At 62.5% G+C, this 18,323-nt stretch carries 19 protein-coding genes; 6 read left to right on the top strand and 13 right to left on the bottom strand.

All coding sequences use genetic code 11. From position 1 onward, the window contains the following. Positions 1-84: 84 nt before the first annotated feature. The gene (locus EP165_RS12625) at positions 85-396 is read left to right on the top strand and encodes a DUF3572 domain-containing protein (RefSeq protein WP_127523090.1); all 312 of its coding nucleotides are present in this window, start codon (positions 85-87) and stop codon (positions 394-396) included. Then, on the top strand, positions 393-1,046 hold the full coding sequence (locus EP165_RS12620; RefSeq protein WP_127523088.1) for a hypothetical protein: 654 nt from the start codon (positions 393-395) through the stop codon (positions 1,044-1,046). Before EP165_RS12625 ends, EP165_RS12620 begins: the two co-directional genes overlap by 4 nt. 3 nt (positions 1,047-1,049) lie before the next feature. Here the strand turns inward: EP165_RS12620 and EP165_RS12615 are convergent, their stop codons facing one another. Continuing rightward, a complete protein-coding gene (locus tag EP165_RS12615) occupies positions 1,050-1,625 on the bottom strand; it encodes a GNAT family N-acetyltransferase (RefSeq protein WP_127523525.1) in 576 nt (191 codons plus the stop codon). A gap of 101 nt (positions 1,626-1,726) precedes the next feature. On the opposite strand from EP165_RS12615, the gene EP165_RS12610 reads away from it, so the two are divergent. Together EP165_RS12610 and EP165_RS20400 are read left to right on the top strand one after the other, a co-directional pair. Further along, entirely contained in the window at positions 1,727-3,010 is a 1,284-nt protein-coding gene (locus tag EP165_RS12610) for a DNA polymerase IV (protein WP_164743031.1), read from the top strand. A gap of 160 nt (positions 3,011-3,170) precedes the next feature. Continuing rightward, a complete protein-coding gene (locus EP165_RS20400) occupies positions 3,171-3,308 on the top strand; it encodes a hypothetical protein (RefSeq protein WP_164743030.1) in 138 nt (45 codons plus the stop codon). Positions 3,309-3,314: 6 nt separating this feature from the next. Here EP165_RS20400 and cueR read toward each other — a convergent pair whose 3' ends face one another. The 10 genes from cueR to ccoN form a co-directional block, all read right to left on the bottom strand. After that, positions 3,315-3,710 (bottom strand): Cu(I)-responsive transcriptional regulator, encoded by a 396-nt coding sequence (cueR, locus tag EP165_RS12605; RefSeq protein ID WP_127523084.1) that lies wholly within the window; start codon positions 3,708-3,710, stop codon positions 3,315-3,317. 11 nt (positions 3,711-3,721) lie between these two features. Next, on the bottom strand, positions 3,722-6,208 hold the full coding sequence (locus EP165_RS12600) for a heavy metal translocating P-type ATPase (protein WP_245440125.1): 2,487 nt from the start codon (positions 6,206-6,208) through the stop codon (positions 3,722-3,724). A gap of 73 nt (positions 6,209-6,281) precedes the next feature. Then, positions 6,282-6,437 carry a cbb3-type cytochrome oxidase assembly protein CcoS gene (gene ccoS, locus EP165_RS12595; RefSeq protein ID WP_127523080.1) on the bottom strand — a complete coding sequence of 52 codons (156 nt, stop codon included), beginning with the start codon at positions 6,435-6,437 and terminating at the stop codon, positions 6,282-6,284. Then, positions 6,434-8,689, bottom strand: coding sequence for a cation-translocating P-type ATPase (locus EP165_RS12590; RefSeq protein ID WP_127523078.1), 2,256 nt, complete (start codon positions 8,687-8,689; stop codon positions 6,434-6,436). Before EP165_RS12590 ends, ccoS begins: the two co-directional genes overlap by 4 nt. After that, on the bottom strand, positions 8,686-9,183 hold the full coding sequence (locus tag EP165_RS12585; protein WP_127523076.1) for a FixH family protein: 498 nt from the start codon (positions 9,181-9,183) through the stop codon (positions 8,686-8,688). Before EP165_RS12585 ends, EP165_RS12590 begins: the two co-directional genes overlap by 4 nt. Positions 9,184-9,185: 2 nt before the next feature. Beyond that, positions 9,186-10,739: a cytochrome c oxidase accessory protein CcoG gene (gene ccoG, locus EP165_RS12580; protein WP_127523074.1), complete on the bottom strand. Its 1,554-nt coding sequence runs from the start codon at positions 10,737-10,739 to the stop codon at positions 9,186-9,188. 174 nt (positions 10,740-10,913) lie between these two features. Beyond that, a complete protein-coding gene (ccoP, locus tag EP165_RS12575; protein ID WP_127523072.1) occupies positions 10,914-11,777 on the bottom strand; it encodes a cytochrome-c oxidase, cbb3-type subunit III in 864 nt (287 codons plus the stop codon). A gap of 1 nt (position 11,778) precedes the next feature. Beyond that, the gene (locus EP165_RS12570; RefSeq protein WP_127523070.1) at positions 11,779-11,928 is read right to left on the bottom strand and encodes a cbb3-type cytochrome oxidase subunit 3; all 150 of its coding nucleotides are present in this window, start codon (positions 11,926-11,928) and stop codon (positions 11,779-11,781) included. Between the two features lie 10 nt (positions 11,929-11,938). Then, entirely contained in the window at positions 11,939-12,670 is a 732-nt protein-coding gene (gene ccoO, locus EP165_RS12565; RefSeq protein ID WP_127523068.1) for a cytochrome-c oxidase, cbb3-type subunit II, read from the bottom strand. 11 nt (positions 12,671-12,681) lie between these two features. After that, the gene (gene ccoN, locus EP165_RS12560; protein WP_127523066.1) at positions 12,682-14,298 is read right to left on the bottom strand and encodes a cytochrome-c oxidase, cbb3-type subunit I; all 1,617 of its coding nucleotides are present in this window, start codon (positions 14,296-14,298) and stop codon (positions 12,682-12,684) included. Positions 14,299-14,456: 158 nt separating this feature from the next. On the opposite strand from ccoN, the gene EP165_RS12555 reads away from it, so the two are divergent. Further along, positions 14,457-14,960: a hemerythrin domain-containing protein gene (locus EP165_RS12555; RefSeq protein ID WP_348629561.1), complete on the top strand. Its 504-nt coding sequence runs from the start codon at positions 14,457-14,459 to the stop codon at positions 14,958-14,960. A 3-nt stretch (positions 14,961-14,963) separates the two neighbouring features. Here EP165_RS12555 and EP165_RS12550 read toward each other — a convergent pair whose 3' ends face one another. Then, complete coding sequence (locus EP165_RS12550) at positions 14,964-15,722, bottom strand: Crp/Fnr family transcriptional regulator (protein WP_127523064.1); 759 nt, start codon at positions 15,720-15,722, stop codon at positions 14,964-14,966. 119 nt (positions 15,723-15,841) lie between these two features. Between EP165_RS12550 and hemN the strand changes: the two genes are divergently transcribed. Beyond that, a complete protein-coding gene (hemN, locus tag EP165_RS12545; RefSeq protein WP_127523062.1) occupies positions 15,842-17,191 on the top strand; it encodes an oxygen-independent coproporphyrinogen III oxidase in 1,350 nt (449 codons plus the stop codon). A gap of 36 nt (positions 17,192-17,227) precedes the next feature. Here the strand turns inward: hemN and EP165_RS12540 are convergent, their stop codons facing one another. Beyond that, positions 17,228-18,121 carry a DMT family transporter gene (locus EP165_RS12540; protein ID WP_127523060.1) on the bottom strand — a complete coding sequence of 298 codons (894 nt, stop codon included), beginning with the start codon at positions 18,119-18,121 and terminating at the stop codon, positions 17,228-17,230. Between the last annotated feature and the right edge of the window lie 202 nt (positions 18,122-18,323).

The following is an 18,323-nucleotide window of genomic DNA, read 5'->3' as shown; positions in this document are numbered from 1 at the left end:
GCGGCGGAAAACCGGAGAGCCGCAGGCCTTGCAGCACGGGTTCAGCCACGCTATCGCCGGTCCGAACAGGGAGAAATGTGAACTTTGGGAAACGAGCGGCAGAATTCCGCAACGGCGCGCGCCGCGGCCGAGGCGATCGCGGTTGAAGCGCTTGCCTTCATTGCGTCCGACGAAAAGCTGCTGCCGCGTTTCCTCGCCATCACCGGCATCGAAGCATCCGAAATCCGGCGCGCCGCCGCCACACCTGGTTTTCTCGCCGGCGTGCTGCAGTTCATCGCTGCGCATGAGCCGACCCTGATGCAATTCGCCGAGGCTTCGGGACACAACCCTGCGGCGGTGACCAAGGCAATCGGCGCGCTTCCTTTCGGCGCCGACAATTTCGACCGGTCGGTATGAGCATCGACCCCGAAACGGCACGCCAGATCGAGGAACTGTCGCGCGACAACCGGCCGCTTCTGGTTCTCGATGTCGATGACGTCCTGGTCGAGTTCATCCGCCCTTTCCCCGATTACCTGAAATCAAAAGGCCATGAGCTGCGGCTGGAAAGTTTCAGGCTGCATGGCAATGTCTACGACACGGCCTCCGGCGAGCCTGCGGAACGCGAAACCGTTTCCGGCCTGCTCGACGGCTTTTTCGCCGACCAGGAGGCCTGGCAGACGCTGACGCAGGGTGCAGCCGAGGCGCTTGCGTCGTTTGGCGAGGCCGCCGAGATCGTCCTGCTGACGGCCATGCCACACCGGCATCGCGACACCCGGCGGCGCCTTCTCGATTCTCTTGGAGTTCGATACCCCTTGCTCACTACCGAGGCCCCCAAGGGTCCGGCAATCCATGCATTGCGCGGCACGTCCGGACGTCCTGTCGCATTTGTCGACGACCTGCCCCCCAATCTGGTTTCGGTGCGTGAACATGTCGGCGACGCCCATCTGTTCCATCTCATGTCCGACAACGCATTGCGGAACCTCATGCCCCCGCTCGACGACGGCATTCACACAGTGGATGACTGGCCGGACGCCGCGCCGCGCATTGCGCGTGCCCTCGGCATCTGAGCCTCAAAGCTCCAGCCGCATCAGCGGACGGCCTGGCTTGCGCTCGGCCATGACCGCAAAACCGGCCTGCTCGAACACCCGCCTGGATCCGACAAAAAGACCGATGGAACGGGATGTCTTCGCTTCCGTCATCGGACATGCCTCCAGCAGCTTTGCGCCATTGGCTCGCGCATGCTCGATGCCGGCTTCGACCAGCAGGTGCGACAGCCCCTTGCCGCGCGCGGCCGAGCGAATGAAAAAGCACGAGATGGCCCACACCGATGGATCGTCCGCAATACCATCGGTCAGCGGCGCCGATGCACGGCCCTTGTTGTTCCATTCGGGTATGTCGGCCCGCGGCCCGATCTGCATCCAGCCAGTGGCGCGCCCGCCTTCGAAAGCCAGCAGCCCCGGCGGTGGCCCGGCTTCGATCCGCGCCCTGATATGCGCCTTGTTGCCCTTGTGATCGGCGGCGCGCCGCGCTGCCGGCGGCAAACGGAAATGCGTGCACCAGCAGCCATAGCAGGCGCCCTGCTTGCCAAACAGTTCCTCGAACGCTGGCCACAGATCGTTCGTCAGCGGCTTGAATGTCGTCACAATGCCCTCTCCCGCGCGCAAAACGCCACCACAAGGCCGCTTGCCGCTGCCTGTGCCACACATTAAACTGCCGAATTGTTCTTGTTATGTTCACAGAACCAGCGATGCTTGTCAACGACCCTTTGCATGGTTTCTGCCGTGACTGCTCATCGTTTCAGAGGGGATCGGCGCGCAGGTGCACCGCATGCGGAAGCCCGCGCATCGTACGCCACGCGGAGCTCTATCGCCTGCACATCGCGCATGTCGACTGCGACGCGTTTTATGCGGCGGTCGAAAAGCGCGACAACCCCGAATTGCGCGACAAGCCGGTCATTATCGGCGGCGGCAAACGCGGCGTCGTATCCACCGCCTGTTATATTGCCCGCATCCGTGGCGTGCGTTCCGCGATGCCGATGTTCACGGCTTTGGAGGCGTGTCCGGAGGCCGTTGTCATCCCGCCCGACATGGAAAAATACAGCCGCGTCGGGCGCGAGGTGCGCGAACTCATGCGCGCACTGACACCGCAGGTCGAACCGCTATCTATCGACGAAGCGTTCATGGACCTGGCGGGCACGGAACGACTGCATGGCGTACCGCCTGCCATCGCGCTCGGGCGCTTCGCCGCCCGCATCGAAAGCGAGATCGGAATTACCGCCTCGATCGGACTGTCCTATTGCAAGTTCCTGGCAAAGATTGCCTCGGACTTCGAGAAGCCGCGCGGCTTCTCGGTCATTGGCCGGGAGGAGGCTGTGTCTTTCCTGGCCAAACAGCCGGTGACGATGATCTGGGGCGTCGGCAAGTCCTTTGCGGCAACGCTGGAGCGCGACGGGGTCCGCCAGATCGGCCAGCTGCAGCAGATGGACCGCGGCGATCTCATGCGGCGCTACGGGTCGATGGGCGACCGCCTGTATCACCTTTCGCGCGGCATCGACGACCGCAAGGTGAACCCGGATCAGGACACCAAAAGCGTCTCGGCCGAAACCACATTCAATACCGACCTTGCTGCCGCGGAAGATCTGGTGCCGGTTCTGCGACGTCTCGCCGAGCGCGTTTCGGAACGTCTCAAAAAGGCCGGGCTTGCCGGCCGCACGGTTACGCTCAAGCTCAAGTCGAGCGATTTCAAGACCCGCACGCGCAATCGCCAGCTGACCGACCCCACCCGCCTCGCCGACCGCATTTTCCAAACCGGGCTGGAACTGCTGCGCCGCGAAACCGACGGCACGACCTATCGCCTCATCGGCATCGGTGTCAGCGACTTCATGGATATCGACCGCGCCGATCCTCCGGACCTTGTGGATGTTGGCGCTCGCAAGCGGGCTCTTGCAGAAGGCGCGATCGACAGCCTGCGGGGCAAGTTCGGCAACAGGGCGATCGAGACCGGCTACACTTTCGGCAAGGACAGGAAGTAGCCCTGCGGCACAGCCGCCTGGCTCCTTTTGCGCAGTCTTTTCCGGTACATCGCCGGCATTATTGATTCAAAATGCAAGCTTTCCCGTTACCCGACCCCAATCTTTGCCTGCTTATCATGCCAGCGTTGACCAGCCTGTCTGCTATCCGGGGGGAAGCGTTATGAGCATGGTGAAGGACGCATTTTCGACAGCCGCGACAATCGCGCTGATCATGTTTGCGATCATCGGCACTTTTTATTCGACCATGGACCGGCCGCTATCGGGCGGTGTCCTCGTCTCGCTTTCCGACGAGCGTTAGCACAGATCAGTCGCCGGCCTTGCCCGACAGCTCGTCCAGGATCGGACAGTCGGGCCGCCCATCGCCATGGCAGTGCGTGACCAGGTGCGAAAGCACCTCGCGCAGGCTTTGCAGTTCCTCGATCTTGCGCTGCACTTCGGCCAGCTTCGTCTCCGCGATCGCTTTCACTTCCGCGCTTTCGCGGCCTTTGTCGCCATAGAGCGACAACAGCTGCCTGCATTCGTCGACGGAAAAGCCGAGGCTGCGCGAACGTTGCAGGAAACGCAGGCGGTGCACATCGTCGTCGGAATAGTCACGGTACCCGTTCTCCTGCCTCTCCGGCACGAGCAGCCCGATATCCTCGTAGTAACGGATGGTCTTGGGTGGCAATCCCGCCCGCTCGCCGGCTGTACCAATGTTCATCGCCTGCCTCCTTAGAGCTTCACCGTTCGCAGTCTAAGTGCATTTGAAATGACCGAGACCGACGAAAGGCTCATGGCCGCGGCAGCGATCATCGGAGACAAAAGCACGCCGAGTACGGGGTAGAGTATCCCGGCCGCAACCGGCACGCCCACAGCATTGTAGACGAATGCGAAAAACAGGTTCTGCTTGATGTTGCGGATCGTGGTGCGGGCGAGCCTTCGCGCCCTCACAATACCGGTAAGGTCGCCTTTCACCAGCGTGATCCCAGCACTTTCCATGGCGACATCGGCGCCAGTTCCCATGGCGATGCCGACGTCGGCGGCGGCAAGTGCAGGCGCATCGTTCACGCCGTCGCCCGCCATGGCGACCTTGGCCCCCTTGCGCCGAAGCTCGTCGACCAGCGCCTGCTTGTCCTGCGGCAGCATGTCGGCGCGCACTTCGTCGATGCCGAGCCTGGCGGCAACGGCCCTGGCGGTACGTTCGTTGTCGCCCGTCGCCATGATGATCTTGAGTCCGCTGCGATGCAGCGCGCGTATCGCGCCAGCCGCCGTTTCCTTGATGGGATCGGACACGGCAACGATACCCGCGAGCCTGCCCGCGACGGCCACGAACATGGCCGTCTTGCCTTCGCCGCGCAGCGCGTCGGCGTTTTCCGCAAGCGCGGCCACATCGACACCGAGATCATCCATCATCGCACGGTTGCCCAGCGCGACCCGCTTGCCCGACACCTCGCCGGAAACGCCCTTGCCCGTCGTTGCCTCGAAATCAGATGCGGACGCCAGCTTGATGCCCTTGTCCCCGGCCCCCTCGACAATCGCCTCGGCGAGCGGATGCTCGGAGCCGCGCTCCAGCGATGCCGCCAGCGACAGCACGTCCGCCTCCTCGAAACCGCCTGCGGCGATGATGTCCGTCAGGCGTGGTTTGCCTTCGGTCAACGTGCCGGTCTTGTCGACAATCAGTGTATCGACCGCGGCGAAGCGCTCGAGTGCCTCGGCATCGCGTATGAGAACGCCGGCCTGAGCGCCGCGTCCCGTCGCTGTCATGATCGACATGGGCGTAGCAAGGCCGAGCGCGCACGGGCACGCGATGATCAGCACTGAAACCGCGGAAACGATGGCATAGATCATCGCCGGCGAAGGGCCGAACAGCGCCCAGACACCGAACGCAACGATGGCGACCAGCACCACGGTCGGCACGAAATAGAATGACACCCGGTCGGCCATGCCCTGAATCGGTGCGCGCGAGCGTTGTGCCTTGGCGACCATTTCGACAATCTGCGAGAGCTTGGTTTCGGAACCGACTTTTTCGGCCTCCATGACCAGCGAACCCCTGCCGTTCAGCGTGCCGCCGGTGAGAACGTCACCCTCGACCTTTTCGACAGGCACCGGTTCGCCGGTAATCATGCTCTCATCGATGGATGACCGGCCTTCGACCACGACACCATCGACCGGCACGCTGTCGCCGGGGCGCACGCGCAGGCGGTCGCCGGTCCGCACCTCATCCAGCGGTACATCCGCCTCCGTACCGTCTTCCGCGATGCGCCGCGCCGTCTTCGGCGCGAGATCCAGTAGCGCCCGGATCGCCGAACCGGTGCGCTCCCGCGCCCGCAGCTCCAGGACCTGACCCAGAAATACCAGCGCCACGATTACAGCCGCAGCCTCGAAATAGACCGGAACCGTCCCCTCGTGCCGGAACTGGTGCGGAAACACATCCGGGAACAGGGTTGCGACAACGCTATAGCCGTAGGCGGCGCCCACACCAATGGCGATCAGCGTCCACATGTTCGGGCTGCGGTTGACGATCGACTGCCAACCCCTGTGGAAAAACGGTATCGCCGCCCACAGCACAACCGGCGTCGCGAGAAGCAGCTCCAGCCAGATGGCCGTATTCTCTCCGATCCAGTCGCGGATCGGCAGCCCCACCATGGGGCCCATGGCGATCACGAACAGCGGCAGAGCCAGTATGGCGCTCACTTTGAAGCGGAACGTGAAATCGACCAACTCCGGATTCGGCCCCTCGTCACCGGTCGGCACGCCCATCGGTTCGAGCGCCATGCCGCACAGCGGGCAGGCATCAGGATGGTCGGTCACGATCTCCGGATGCATCGGGCAGGTGTATTGTGTACCGGCCGGCATGGGTTCCGGCTCGGGCCTGTCGCCGAGATACTTGTCCGGGTCGGCCTCGAACTTCGTCCTGCAGCCGGACGAGCAGAAGTAGAAGCCCTGCCCGTGGTGGCGTGCGAGGTGTTTTGCCGTGGCGCGATCCACCGACATTCCGCACACCGGGTCGGTCTCGGTGAGATAGTCTTCCGGCGCTTTGACAAACTTCGTCCGGCAGCCGTCCGAGCAGAAGTGATAGACATGGCCGCCATGCTCGGCTGCGGGCTTGCCTGCATTTGGGTCGACCGTCATCCCGCAGACCGGGTCGCGGATAACCGCGTCGGAGCCTTGCGCGTGAGCGCCGTGCGGCGCGTGTACATGTGTGTGTTCGTGGGCCATCGTCATATCCGAAAATTCTGCATGACAGGGCAGATAGTCCTTCCAGTCACTGGAAGGTCAAGAGCATTGGCCGCTATTTGTGATCGGGCTCGTCATCGTCCGACAGGATGCGTTCCGCCGCGCCGTCGAGATCGTCATACTGGCCGCTCTTAAGCGACCAGAGAAACGCTGCCAGCCCTACCGCGCCGAGCAGCAATGCGATCGGGATCAGAACGACAAGGTTCGTCATGCCGCTTTCGCCACTCCCGCGCCAACCCGCTCAATGCGGTCATTGGACGTTTGAGGCACCTCGCGTTTGAGCGTGAGCCGCATGGCGTTGGCAATCACGATGATCGAGGACAGCGACATGGCAACCGCAGCGATCAGCGGCGTCACATAGCCGAAAATCGCGACCGGCACCGCAATCACATTATAGCCGATGGCCAGCGCGAAATTCTGTCGAATGAGGGTACCTGCCCGCCGCGCAGTCTTCACCGCGGCAGGCACCGCGTCGAGGCTGCCGCGCAGAAACACGAAATCAGCCGCGCTTCGCCCGACGTCGGCTGCAGTTGCCGGTGCCATGGAAACATGCGCGGCCGCCAATGCCGGCGCATCGTTCAGCCCGTCGCCGACCATGAGCGTTTGGTGCCCCTCACCCGCCAGTTCGGCCAGACGTTCGGTTTTGTCGGCAGGAAGCATTTCCGCCCGGCGCGCTGAAATTGCCAGTTGATCGGCAATCGCGTCGACAGCGCCGGCCCTGTCTCCGGACAGGAGCTCGACATCGACACCGTGGCGACCGAGCCAGGCAACAGCTTCCGCCGCTCCAGGCCGCAGCCGTTCGGCAAACCGGAATGCGGCCACCAGCTTGCCATCGCGCGCCAGAACCGTGCCCGATTGACCGCTGCCGTCGCCATCGAGTGCCCAGGCCGCGCGGCCGAGTCGCCACCTGGAAACGCCGTCAAATCCTTCGATGCCGGACCCGGGCACCTCTTCTACGTCACGGAACCGATGGCCGTGAACTTGAACCGCGGCCTCGATGGCGCGCGAATATGGATGCCGGCTGTATGAGGCGAGTTCGGCAGCGATGCCAAGATCGGCGGCGGCAATGTCCTCGGCATTGCTCAGCACCGGGTCTCCGGTTGTCAGTGTGCCTGTCTTGTCGAAGACCGCACGGTCGGCAGCCGCAAGTCGTTCCAGCGCGGACCCGTCGCGCACCATGATGCCCTGCTCGAACAGGCGCCGCGCCGCAACCACCTGCACGATCGGTACCGCAAGCCCGAGCGCGCAAGGACAGGTGATGATGAGAACCGCGATCGCGACGGTGATCGCCCGGTGCCAGTCGCCCGTTGCGGCCATCCAGCCCAGAAAGGTCAGAAATGCCGCAAGATGCACCACCGGCGCATACATGGAAGATGCACGGTCGGCGATGCGCCGGTAGCGCGCGCGCCCGCCTTCGGCGGCTTCCATCATGCGCACCATCTCGGCGAGGAAAGAATCTTTGGCAGCCGCGGAAGCCCGCACGGTGACCGGACGTCCGAGATTGAGCACACCGGCCTGCACCTCATCGCCCACAGCCGCCCGCTGCGGCGCGCTTTCGCCGGTCACTACCGCACGATCGAACTCAGTTTCGCCTTCCGCGATTCTGCCGTCGACCGGCACGCGTTCGCCGGCCGCCACCAGCACTGACATTCCGGGCTCGATCTCGGCCAGAGGCAGATATCGGCGCGACCCGTCATCGTCGCGCACCATCGCACCCGACGGCGTCAGCTTTGCCAGACCGGCCACGGCCGAGCGCGCGCGTTCGCGCATCACATGATCAAGCGTGCGGCCGATAAGCAGGAAGAACAAAAGCATCACCGCCGCATCGAAATAGGCGTGCGCGCCGTGATTGAGCGTTTCGTAGAAGCTCAGCCCATAGGCGAGCGATACCCCGATGGCGATCGGGACGTCCATGTTCATGCGGCCATGGCGCAGCGCGTGCCAGGCCGAGATGTAGAAAATGCGGCCCGCATAGGCGAGCGCAGGCAGGGCGATCAGCGCCGAAATCCAGTGGAACAGATCGCGTGTTGCGCCATCCGCGCCGCTCCACACCGAAACCGAAAGGAGCATGATGTTGCCGGCAGCAAAGCCCGCCACCGCGACGGCGCGGATCAGCTCGCCGAGCACGGTATCGCGCTCATCGGCGCCGGGCATGTAGAGATGCGACGGGTAACCCGCCGCCTCCAGCGTGGTGGTGAAAGGCGGCACCTTGCCCTCGCGCCAGATGATCGCAACCCGTTTGCCTGAAAGGTTCACACGCGCGCTTTTGACGCCGTCCAGCCGGCCAAGCGCCTTCTCGACGGTGCTGATGCACGCGCCGCAATGCACTGTCGGCACCGCGAGGTCGGTTTGTAACAGACCGTCGCCGAGGGGCCGGCTGGCGAACCTGATCTCCTCGGCCGAAAGCGCCGTGCCTGTCGCAGCGCCAGCGCCGTCTTCGGCCCCGGGCGCGCAGCAGCTCATTTCAGGGCTCCGCCCGAGATCACGATGCGCCGGGTGTCGCGATAGGGGCGCTCAAGCCCGGCCTCGGCGTGTATTTCCGCGATCCACAACCCATCTCTCAGCGCGGATGGCGCTGTGAACGACCCGTCGGCGGCCTTTTCGAAGGTGACGCTGGTGTCCTCGGATGTGGACACCGGCCGCTTGAAGTTGGCGGTCACGGCGTTCAAAGCGATGCGCTTGCCGTTGCCGTCTGTCATCTCGTAACGGAGCTGGCCGCCTGAAAGAGCAAGGCTGGGCTGCCAGCCCAATGCTGCCTGCGCCTCCGCTTCGGCGACATTTTCGTTGAATTGCTGGCTGGCGACGTAGGAGTTCTTGACCACAAGCCCGGACCAGCTTTTGCCGGCGAAAACAGCCATCGTGACATTGGCGGTGATCACCACGGCGAAAAACGACACCATGATGATCAGCATGTGTTTGCCGGTGAACTCACCCTTGCCTTGCCGTTGGAAAGCCATGTCTAGTTCTCCGGTGTCACAAACGTCGCTTCGTAGCGGTCGGTCTCGCTGCTGCCGGTGTCCTTGACCACGAAGCTGAAATCCTGGTTACCCTGTGCCGCGGCTTCTGCCGGCAGCCTCACGAACACTTTCAGCGTCCGCAGCCTGTCGGGCTCCACACCCACCGTGGCGACGCGCGATTCCGGCGCGCCCGTTTCGGCGATGGTCATGTAGCCGCCGGGCAGGCCATCGAGTTCGAGCGTGAATATACGCTGTTGCGGAACCATATTCAGCAGCTTGACCGTATAACCGTTGCGGATCGAACCGTCGGACAGAAGAACGAATTGCGGATTGCGGTCATGCAGGACATTGATGTCGATGCGGTCGCGTACGAGCAGTGCATAAAGCATGACCAGGCCAACCGCTGCCCACGCGCCGAAATAGACAAACGTGCGCGGCCGGAAGATCTTGCGCACATGAAAGTGCGCGATCGTTCCGACCAGCGAGCCATCATCGTTGCGCACCCGGTCGGGTGAGATTGCCGCCGCGCCGCCGTCCGTCGCGATCGCCATGTTGGCATTGTAGTCGGACAGGGTGGCGTAGGAGATCAGCCCCCGCTCCTTGCCGATCTTGTCCATGACATTGTCGCACGCATCGATACACAAAGCACAGGTAATGCACTCCAGTTGCTGCCCGTCGCGAATGTCGATGCCCATGGGGCAAACGGCAACGCAGGCGTTGCAGTCCACGCAATCGCCAATGATCTTGCCTTCGGCCGCCGCCTTTTTGGCGTGCCGGCTGCGTGGCTCTCCGCGCCAGTCATTGTAAGTGACTGTCAGCGAATTCTCGTCGAGCATGGCAGCCTGAATGCGCGGCCATGGGCACATATAGGTGCACACCTGCTCGCGCATCAGCCCGCCGAAAACATATGTCGTCGCGGTGAGAACGGCGACGGTGATATAGGCCTCCGGCACCGCGTGCCCGGTCACGAAATCCACAAGCAGTGTCGGGGCATCTGCGAAATAGAAAATCCAGGCGCCACCCGTCGCGACGGCGATCGCCAGCCACGTCGTGTGCTTGACGACACGTTTGGCCAGCTTGCCAGCACTCCAGGATGCATTGTCCAGCTTGATCCGCGCATTGCGGTCGCCCTCGATGGCGCGCTCGACGACGAGGAAAAGATCGACCCACACCGTCTGCGGACAGGTGTAACCGCACCAGGCGCGTCCGACCGTCGAGGTAACCAGAAACAATCCGAGGCCGGCCATCACCAGAAGACCGGCGACATAGAAGAACTCCTGCGGCCAGATCTCGATGAAGAAGAAGTAGAAGCGCCGGTTGGCCAGATCGACCAGAACCGCCTGATCCGGAGCAAACTCTCCGCGGTCCCAGCGTATCCACGGTGTGAGGTAGTAGATGCCGAGCGTGATCGCCATCACGACCCACTTGAAGCGGCGGAAGTTGCCGCTGGCACGCTTGGGGAAGATCTTCTTGCGCGGCGCGTAGAGCGGCTGCCGCACCGCGGCGGCATTGACCGCCTCGGCTTCAAGTCTTTCGACTTCGTTCTGGTCTAGCATCGATATGTCCTGGCGCGTAGCAGACCGCGGGAGGCCGGACTGCGTTCACATATCAATAGCGCGGCTGCATGGGTAGACATTGATCAATGTCAATCTGCAATGGAACAGGGCCCGGCGCGCCACCGGGCCCTGTGCGCTACGGCGTAGTGTCATCGCGAATAATCCCCCCCGAGACTATTCACCTCCGCCGAGCGAATGGACGTAGACGGCGAGTTGCTTGACGGTGACATCGCCTAGACGCCCCTGCCATGCAGGCATCACGCCGTGTGCCGGATTTTTGATCTGCGCCGCGATCGCTTTCTCGTCGGAACCGTAGAACCAGATCGCATCGGCGAGATTGGGGGCGCCGAATTCGGTCATGCCCTCGCCGCCGTCGCCATGGCAGGCCGCGCAATTGTCGGCATAGATGGCCGAGCCGGCTTCCGCTTCGGCAGCGTCCGAAGGATCGCCGGTCAGTGAATAGACATAAGCGGCCACCCGATTGACGTCCTCGCCCGACAGAATGTCACCGAACGCCGGCATCTCCGAAAACCGGGTGTCGTCGTCACCGTCGAAACGCACGCCATGCGCAATCGTCTGGTAGATTGCGTCGATATCGCCGCCCCAGAGCCAATCGTCGTCATTGAGATTGGGGTAGCCTGCGGCGCCTTGTGCGCCGGAACCATGGCATTGCGAGCAATTCACCTTATAGGCTGCTTCGCCCGCCGCCGCGGCGAAGCGGCGCAATTCCTCATCCGCAAGTATCTCTGCGGGCGACATTTCTGCCACCGCCGCGACCATATCCGCCCGCCCTGCCTCCACGGCACTCAGTTCCTTGCTGAGTTCGGCGCGGCTTGAATAGCCCAGGACGCCGGTCGTGGCAGATGAGATGAGCGGCCACGCCGGATAGGCGATCGTATAGCCGATCGACCAGATGACGGTGAGGTAGAAGGTCCACAACCACCACCGGGGCAGTGGGTTGTTGAGTTCGCGAATGCCGTCCCAGACATGACCGGTGGTTTCCACACCTGTGATGTCGTCAATGTGCTTTTCGCTCATGTCAGTCGTCCTTGAGAGGAATCTGCGCCGCGTTGTCGGCGTGCTTTTTGCTGCCCGGGCGGAATGCGAAAATCACGACGCCGATGAAAAACACGGTCATTGCGAGGAGCATCCAGCTGTCCGCGAATTCGCGCATGGTGTGATAGTCCATGTCCGCCTCCTCAGCGCTGAGCAGCGGTTTCGTCATAGGTCGAGAAATCGACCAGAGTGCCGAGCATCTGCAGATAAGCGACAAGCGCATCCATCTCGGTGAGCGCATTCGGGTCGCCGTCGAAATCGCCGAACTTGGCCTTCGGATAACGCATCTCGACACCCGACCAGTCGGCGTCCGGGTCGGCCTGTGCGAGCAGGTCGGCCTTCGCGTTTTCCACCATCTCCTCGGTGTACGGCACACCGACACGCTGGTTCGCCACCAGATGTGCCGAAATGTCGTCGGTCTCCAGAGGCGAACTGGCCAGGAAGGCGTAGCTGGGCATGATCGATTCCGGCACCACCGAGCGCGGCTCGATAAGATGCTGAACATGCCAGTCGTTGGAGTAACGGTCACCGACGCGGGCGAGATCCGGCCCCGTCCGTTTCGACCCCCACTGGAACGGATGGTCGTACATCGACTCCGCCGCAAGGCTGTAGTGTCCGTAACGCTCCACCTCGTCGCGGAACGGCCGGATCATCTGGCTGTGGCACACATAACAACCTTCGCGGATGTAGATGTTGCGGCCGGCCAGTTCGAGCGGCGAATAGGGACGCATCCCCTCCACCTTCTCTATGGTGTTTTCCAGATAAAAGAGTGGCGCGATCTCAACGATGCCGCCGATGGAAACGACCACGAGTGAGCCCGCCAGGAGCAGCGTGGCGTTGCGCTCGATAGCCGCATGTTTGTCCATGATACCCATGAGTCAGGCTCCTATTCGGCGGGCTGCGCGGCGGGCGCCGCTTGGCCGATCGGTTGTTCCTCGCGGCTGTAGCCGAGGATGGTCATTGTGATGTTGTAGGCCATGATCAGCGCTCCGATCAGGTAAAGCACGCCGCCCAAGACCCGCATCACATAGTAGGGATGCATGGCTGCGACCGACTCCGCGAAGGAGTAGACAAGGAAACCCTGATCGTCATATTCGCGCCACATCAGGCCCTGCTGGATTCCCGACACCCACATCACCGCCGCGTAGACGACGATACCGAGTGTCGCGAGCCAGAAGTGCCAGGTGACCAGCCGCAGCGAATAGAGCCGCTCGCGGTTCCACAGCTTCGGCACCAGGAAGTAGATCGCGCCGAAAGAGATCATGCCGACCCAGCCGAGCGCGCCGGAATGCACATGGCCGATGGTCCAGTCGGTGTAGTGGCTGAGCGAGTTCACCGCCTTGATCGACATGACCGGACCTTCGAAGGTCGACATGCCGTAGAAAGCGATCGCCATCACCATCATGCGGATGATCGGATCGGTGCGCAGCTTGTCCCAGGCGCCCGACAGCGTCATCAGGCCGTTGATCATGCCGCCCCAGGAAGGCATCCACAGCATGATCGAAAACACCATGCCCAGCGTCTGCGCCCAGTCCGGAAGCGCCGTGTAGTGCAGATGGTGCGGACCCGCCCAGATATAGAGGAAGATCAGCGACCAGAAATGCACGATCGACAGCCGGTAGGAATAGACCGGCCGTTCCGCCTGCTTGGGCACGAAATAATACATCATGCCCAGGAAACCGGCGGTCAGGAAAAAGCCCACCGCGTTATGGCCGTACCACCATTGCGTCAGTGCATCCTGCACCCCGGCGAACAGCGAGTAGCTCTTCGCGTCCAGAAAGCCGACCGGTACCGCCAGATTGTTCACCACATGCAGCATCGCGATGGTCACGATGAAAGAGAGATAGAACCAGTTGGCGACGTAGATATGAGGTTCCTTGCGGATCAGGATCGTGCCGAGGAACACAAGCAGATATGCCACCCACACGACGGTGAGGAACAGATCGACATACCATTCGGGTTCGGCATATTCACGGCTGTCCGTGATGCCGAGCAGGTAGCCGGTCGCCGCCATGATGATGAAGAACTGGTAACCCCAGAACACGAACCAGGCGAGATTGCCGCCCCAGAGCCGCGCCCGCGATGTACGCTGGACGACGTAGAACGAGGTGGCGATCAGGGCGTTGCCGCCAAAGGCGAAGATCACGGCCGAGGTATGAAGCGGCCGCATACGGCCGAAATTGAACCACGGTTCGATATTGAGGTCGGGATATGCCAGCTGCAGAGCTACGACGATCCCGACGAGAAATCCGACCACGCCCCAGAATACGGTGGCGATTGTGCCGTACCGTACGGGCCCGTCCATATAGCCGTTTTCGTCTTCGGTCTTTCCCCCGGCAGGCGCGAAACTGACCTGGCGAAGCAGCAGAATCGCACCGGCGGCAAGCGTGAAAAACGCCACCCACATATGCGCGGCAAACAGATCGTCGCCCGAAAATGCAGCGCCAAGCAGGGCGAGGAATGCCGCCAGGCTGACGCCAATCGTTTCTGGCCCGTATTTCATTATCTGACCCCCGAAAGGCAATGTTGCGTATCGGGCCATCCCGACCCGGATCGTCAGGCACCCAATCCGATGTCCGGACAAGGATTGCCTTGATTTATGTCAAAGCCGTACAGGCCGTCCTCCCACAATCTGCGCCGGCCAGCCAGTCGGAGATTGCGGTGACGCCGAATTCCATTTCATCGATTACGCATTTTGCCGCGCAGGGTGAAGAGCGCGGGCCCGAAAACGGCCCCGTCTCCACCGCAACTATGGAACGCGTGCTGCAGGAGAAGATCCGCCTGTGCGACATCCTCGAGGAAATAGCCGACTCGCTTCCCGAAAACATCGATAGAGCGCGCTGCCTCCAGATCGCATCGGTGCTTGTCCCCCTGGTTCGAAGCACCCACCTCTATGAGGAGCAGGTGATTTTTCCGGCATACGAATCGGTTCTGGCAGAGGGTGCGGAGCCGTCCGTACTGACGCGGCTCCGGGCCGAGCATTTCGAGGATGAGTGTTACGCCGACGAGCTGACCGAAGCCCTTCTGGCCGCGGCGCGCGGCGGCGAGGTGAAGAACGCCGAAGCCTTCGGCTATATGTTGCGCGCCTTTTTCGAAAGCGTTCGTCGCCATGTCGCCTTCGAGCGCGAACATGTGCTCCCGGCGATCAGGGCGGCATACCGTTAGGCCTCAGGCTCCGGTCCGCACTTCCAGCCTTGCGATGTCCGGCACCGTAATGTGGCGGTTGTTGCGGATGTCGATGACACCGTCCGCACGCAGCTTCGTGATCTGCCGGCTCACCGTCTCGATCGTCAATCCGAGATAATCAGCGATATCGGCCCGCGTCAGCGGCAGGTCGAACTCCACCGTTTCGCTTTCGGGATCGGCATACGGATTGATGTTGCGCGCAATCAGCAGCAGCAGACTGGCAACCTTCTCGGCTGCCGATTTGCGCCCAAGCGTAACCATCCAGTCGCGCGCCTCGTCGAGTTCCTTGAGCGTCTGCTGCAGAAGCCTGTGCTCCAGCCCCGCAGACTCCTTGATCATTCGCTCCAGCGCTGCTTTCGGAAACGAGCAGACCGACACATCGGTGGCAGCTTCGGCGTTGAGCGTGCTTTCGTCTTTAAACGGCCGCCCCACAAAGTCGGGCGCGAACTGCAGCCCCACAATCTGCTGGCGCCCGTCCGACAGCGTTTTTGTGAGCTTCACGACACCTGAAAGCACATTGGAATAATGATCGACGGCTTCGGCATCGCCGACAAGCTCCGCTCCGCTCGATACGCGATGACGCGACGACGATTTGGAAAGCGCCAGAAGCTGCTGCGGATCGAGCGCGCCACAAATTCCGCCATGCCGTGCTTCACACGCCGCACACACTTCCGGAACCTCCGAATTGTGAATGTCGAGCCGCTCCGCGGCATTGCCGCTATTGTTGCCGTATTTGTTCATTCCGGTCTCTGCCGCCACAGTTTTTCCAGGCTGAAAAGTTTAGTGCCTGTTGATCGAAGTCAAAGCCCGCCCGCCATTCGCGTTCATTTTATTGCTAGCGCAACGCCGGACAAGTTTGAATGCGACACGAAACCCTTTTTCCGCCGAGCTGGAACGTCCCGAGATATACCAGCTATCCAACGGCCCCTCATTTCCACGGCGGCGTCGATGCCGGCTCATATGCGAACTGGCTGTGGGCCATTCCCGATGGCGAGCGGGTGTCGCTCTACATTCACGTCCCCTTCTGCGACCGGCTGTGCTGGTTCTGCGCCTGCCACACCAAGCAGACACAGCGCTACGATCCGGTGCTCCCTTTCCTCAGCGCACTGCGGCGCGAGATCGGGATCGTCGGCGGCTTTATCGGCGCGCGCACTCAGATTGCCTCTCTGCATTTCGGTGGCGGCTCGCCAACCCTGCTCAAGCCTGAAGATTTGAACGCGCTTATGCGCCTGCTGCGCCGCACACTCACCTTCGCGCCCGATGCCGAAATCAGCATTGAAATCGACCCTAGCGACATGGATGAGGCCAGGCTCGACGCGATGGCCGAGGTCGGCGTGACACGTGCAAGCCTGGGCATCCAGGATTTCGATCCGCGCGTGCAAGCCGCGATCAACCGCGAGCAGAGCTACGAGTGTACGCGCGATGTCGTCGAAGGGCTGCGCGCCAGGGGCATTGCCGCGATCAATCTCGACCTCCTTTATGGCCTGCCTCTTCAGACATATGAAAGCGTGCGCACCACCCTCGATCTGGCACTGTCCCTTAAGCCCGACCGTATGGCGCTGTTCGGTTACGCTCACGTGCCATGGATGAAGAAGCATCAGAAACTCATCGACGAAACCACTCTGCCCGGACCGAAAGAACGAGTGGCCCAAAGCGCCATGGCTGCCGAGGTGATAGCTGCACGCGGCTATCTGCCAATCGGGATCGACCATTTTGCGCTGCCCGGCGATCCGCTGGCCGCGGCGCAGGCCAACGGCCGGCTGCACCGCAATTTCCAGGGCTATACCGATGACGAGTGCCACACCCTGATCGGCCTCGGGCCGTCATCTATCAGCCGGCTGCGGCAGGGCTATGCGCAAAACGTAGCCGCAACCGGCGTCTACCAGAGCCGTATCGCCGAGGGGCGGCTCGCCACCGAGCGCGGCATCGCATTCACCGACGACGACATGGTCAGGGGCTGGGTCATCGAAAGACTGATGTGCGATTTCGGTTTCGGCGTTCAGGAGACGATCGGACGCTTCGGCCCAGCGGCAGGAACCGTGCTGGCCGATGCCACCCGTCTGGCCGGCGACGATACTTGCCCCTATTTCATTATGTCGGGCGACCGCTTCCATGTCACCGAAGACGGGCGGCAGCTCGTGCGCACCGTAGCAGCCCGCTTCGATGCCTATTTCGGCATGGGGCAGGCACGGCATTCGCTGGCAGTCTGACGGTCAGCTCCACGAAGGCGCAAAACGTCCGGCCCTTCAACGCAGGAAGATCAAGGCCATGCCTGCGACAACCAGCGCGGCCCCTGCCCAGGCGCCGGCGGCCGGCCGTTCGCCGGTGCGCGCCCACAGCAACGGAAGGATGATCACCGGAGACGTCGCGGAGAGTGTCGACACGATGCCGACCTTGCCTCCCGAGAGGGCGAAGAGAAGCAGCGTCATGCCGATTGCCAGCGCAAGAAAGCCGGTAAAGGCGGTCTGCGCGGCGACCTTCGCCGTCATCGGCCCCTTGGCCTTCACCGCTTCCATCGGCAGCTGCATCAGCACGGTCAGACAGGCCGCCGCGACGCCGACCCGCAACATTGAAGCGGCGAACGGGTCGACGCCCGCTGCCATGACCGGCCGCGCAATGATCGAGCCCACCGCCTGGCCGGCGGCAGCGGTCAGGCCAAGTGCAACGCCCGCCCATATCGGCCCGCGTATCGTCTCCCACTGGTGCAGCTGCGCGCGGCGTTTGCCGAATAGGATGGCAAGCACGACACCTGCGACTGTGAGTGCAATACCGATGACCGCAAAACCGGACAAATCCTCGCCGAGCAGAACCCAGCCGAGCAGCGCTGCCATCGGGGCGTTCAAGGCAAAAAGAATACCCGAACGGCGCGGGCCAAGCCGGTTGAGCGTCGCAAAAAGCAGAGTGTCGCCGATGAATATGCCGATCAGGCCCGACACCAGCAGTGGCACGAGATGCTCACCGCCAAGCTCCCGCCAGCTTCCGGTCAGTAAGACATAGACAAGCAGCAAACCGGTCACGAAAACCTGCCGCGCACGGTTGAATGCGATCGCGCCGAGATGGCCGGCCGGTGTCGCTGAAAAAAGCGCCGTCAGCGCCCAGCATGTCGCCGCACCCAGCGCTGCAAGTTCATAAACAGGCATATACGCCGCTCGTCATAATGCACCTGACCGCATGGGGCACCGCATTCCTGTACCGACCGCACTGTTTCAGGACATCTACCGCGCTGGAAGGACAATGCGGCCCGGTTTCAAGCCATGCACAAGATTCGCTGGATACGACAGGTCCAGAACTGGCCAAATCGGGGGTGCCAGCGTTCGGCAGGCGATAGTCGCCGCTGCTGCA

The sequence above is a fragment of the Mesorhizobium sp. Z1-4 genome (assembly GCF_004000235.1).
Taxonomy (GTDB): Bacteria; Pseudomonadota; Alphaproteobacteria; order Rhizobiales; family Rhizobiaceae; genus RCIO01.
The sequence above is the reverse complement of the archived record's forward strand: the minus strand, read 5'-3'. Positions and strand labels throughout refer to the sequence as shown.

What these genes read in the sequence shown, in the direction of transcription:
- EP165_RS12550 (WP_127523064.1), bottom strand. Translation starts at nt 15,722, where the DNA reads ATGAACAAATACGGCAACAATAGCGGCAATGCCGCGGAGCGGCTCGAC.
- ccoP (WP_127523072.1), bottom strand. Translation starts at nt 11,777, where the DNA reads ATGAGCGAAAAGCACATTGACGACATCACAGGTGTGGAAACCACCGGT.
- hemN (WP_127523062.1), top strand. Translation starts at nt 15,842, where the DNA reads ATGCGACACGAAACCCTTTTTCCGCCGAGCTGGAACGTCCCGAGATAT.
- EP165_RS12570 (WP_127523070.1), bottom strand. Translation starts at nt 11,928, where the DNA reads ATGGACTATCACACCATGCGCGAATTCGCGGACAGCTGGATGCTCCTC.
- ccoO (WP_127523068.1), bottom strand. Translation starts at nt 12,670, where the DNA reads ATGGGTATCATGGACAAACATGCGGCTATCGAGCGCAACGCCACGCTG.
- EP165_RS12620 (WP_127523088.1), top strand. Translation starts at nt 393, where the DNA reads ATGAGCATCGACCCCGAAACGGCACGCCAGATCGAGGAACTGTCGCGC.
- EP165_RS12610 (WP_164743031.1), top strand. Translation starts at nt 1,727, where the DNA reads ATGCTTGTCAACGACCCTTTGCATGGTTTCTGCCGTGACTGCTCATCG.
- ccoN (WP_127523066.1), bottom strand. Translation starts at nt 14,298, where the DNA reads ATGAAATACGGGCCAGAAACGATTGGCGTCAGCCTGGCGGCATTCCTC.
- ccoG (WP_127523074.1), bottom strand. Translation starts at nt 10,739, where the DNA reads ATGCTAGACCAGAACGAAGTCGAAAGACTTGAAGCCGAGGCGGTCAAT.
- ccoS (WP_127523080.1), bottom strand. Translation starts at nt 6,437, where the DNA reads ATGACGAACCTTGTCGTTCTGATCCCGATCGCATTGCTGCTCGGCGCG.
- cueR (WP_127523084.1), bottom strand. Translation starts at nt 3,710, where the DNA reads ATGAACATTGGTACAGCCGGCGAGCGGGCGGGATTGCCACCCAAGACC.
- EP165_RS12600 (WP_245440125.1), bottom strand. Translation starts at nt 6,208, where the DNA reads ATGGCCCACGAACACACACATGTACACGCGCCGCACGGCGCTCACGCG.
- EP165_RS12590 (WP_127523078.1), bottom strand. Translation starts at nt 8,689, where the DNA reads ATGAGCTGCTGCGCGCCCGGGGCCGAAGACGGCGCTGGCGCTGCGACA.
- EP165_RS20400 (WP_164743030.1), top strand. Translation starts at nt 3,171, where the DNA reads ATGAGCATGGTGAAGGACGCATTTTCGACAGCCGCGACAATCGCGCTG.
- EP165_RS12540 (WP_127523060.1), bottom strand. Translation starts at nt 18,121, where the DNA reads ATGCCTGTTTATGAACTTGCAGCGCTGGGTGCGGCGACATGCTGGGCG.
- EP165_RS12585 (WP_127523076.1), bottom strand. Translation starts at nt 9,183, where the DNA reads ATGGCTTTCCAACGGCAAGGCAAGGGTGAGTTCACCGGCAAACACATG.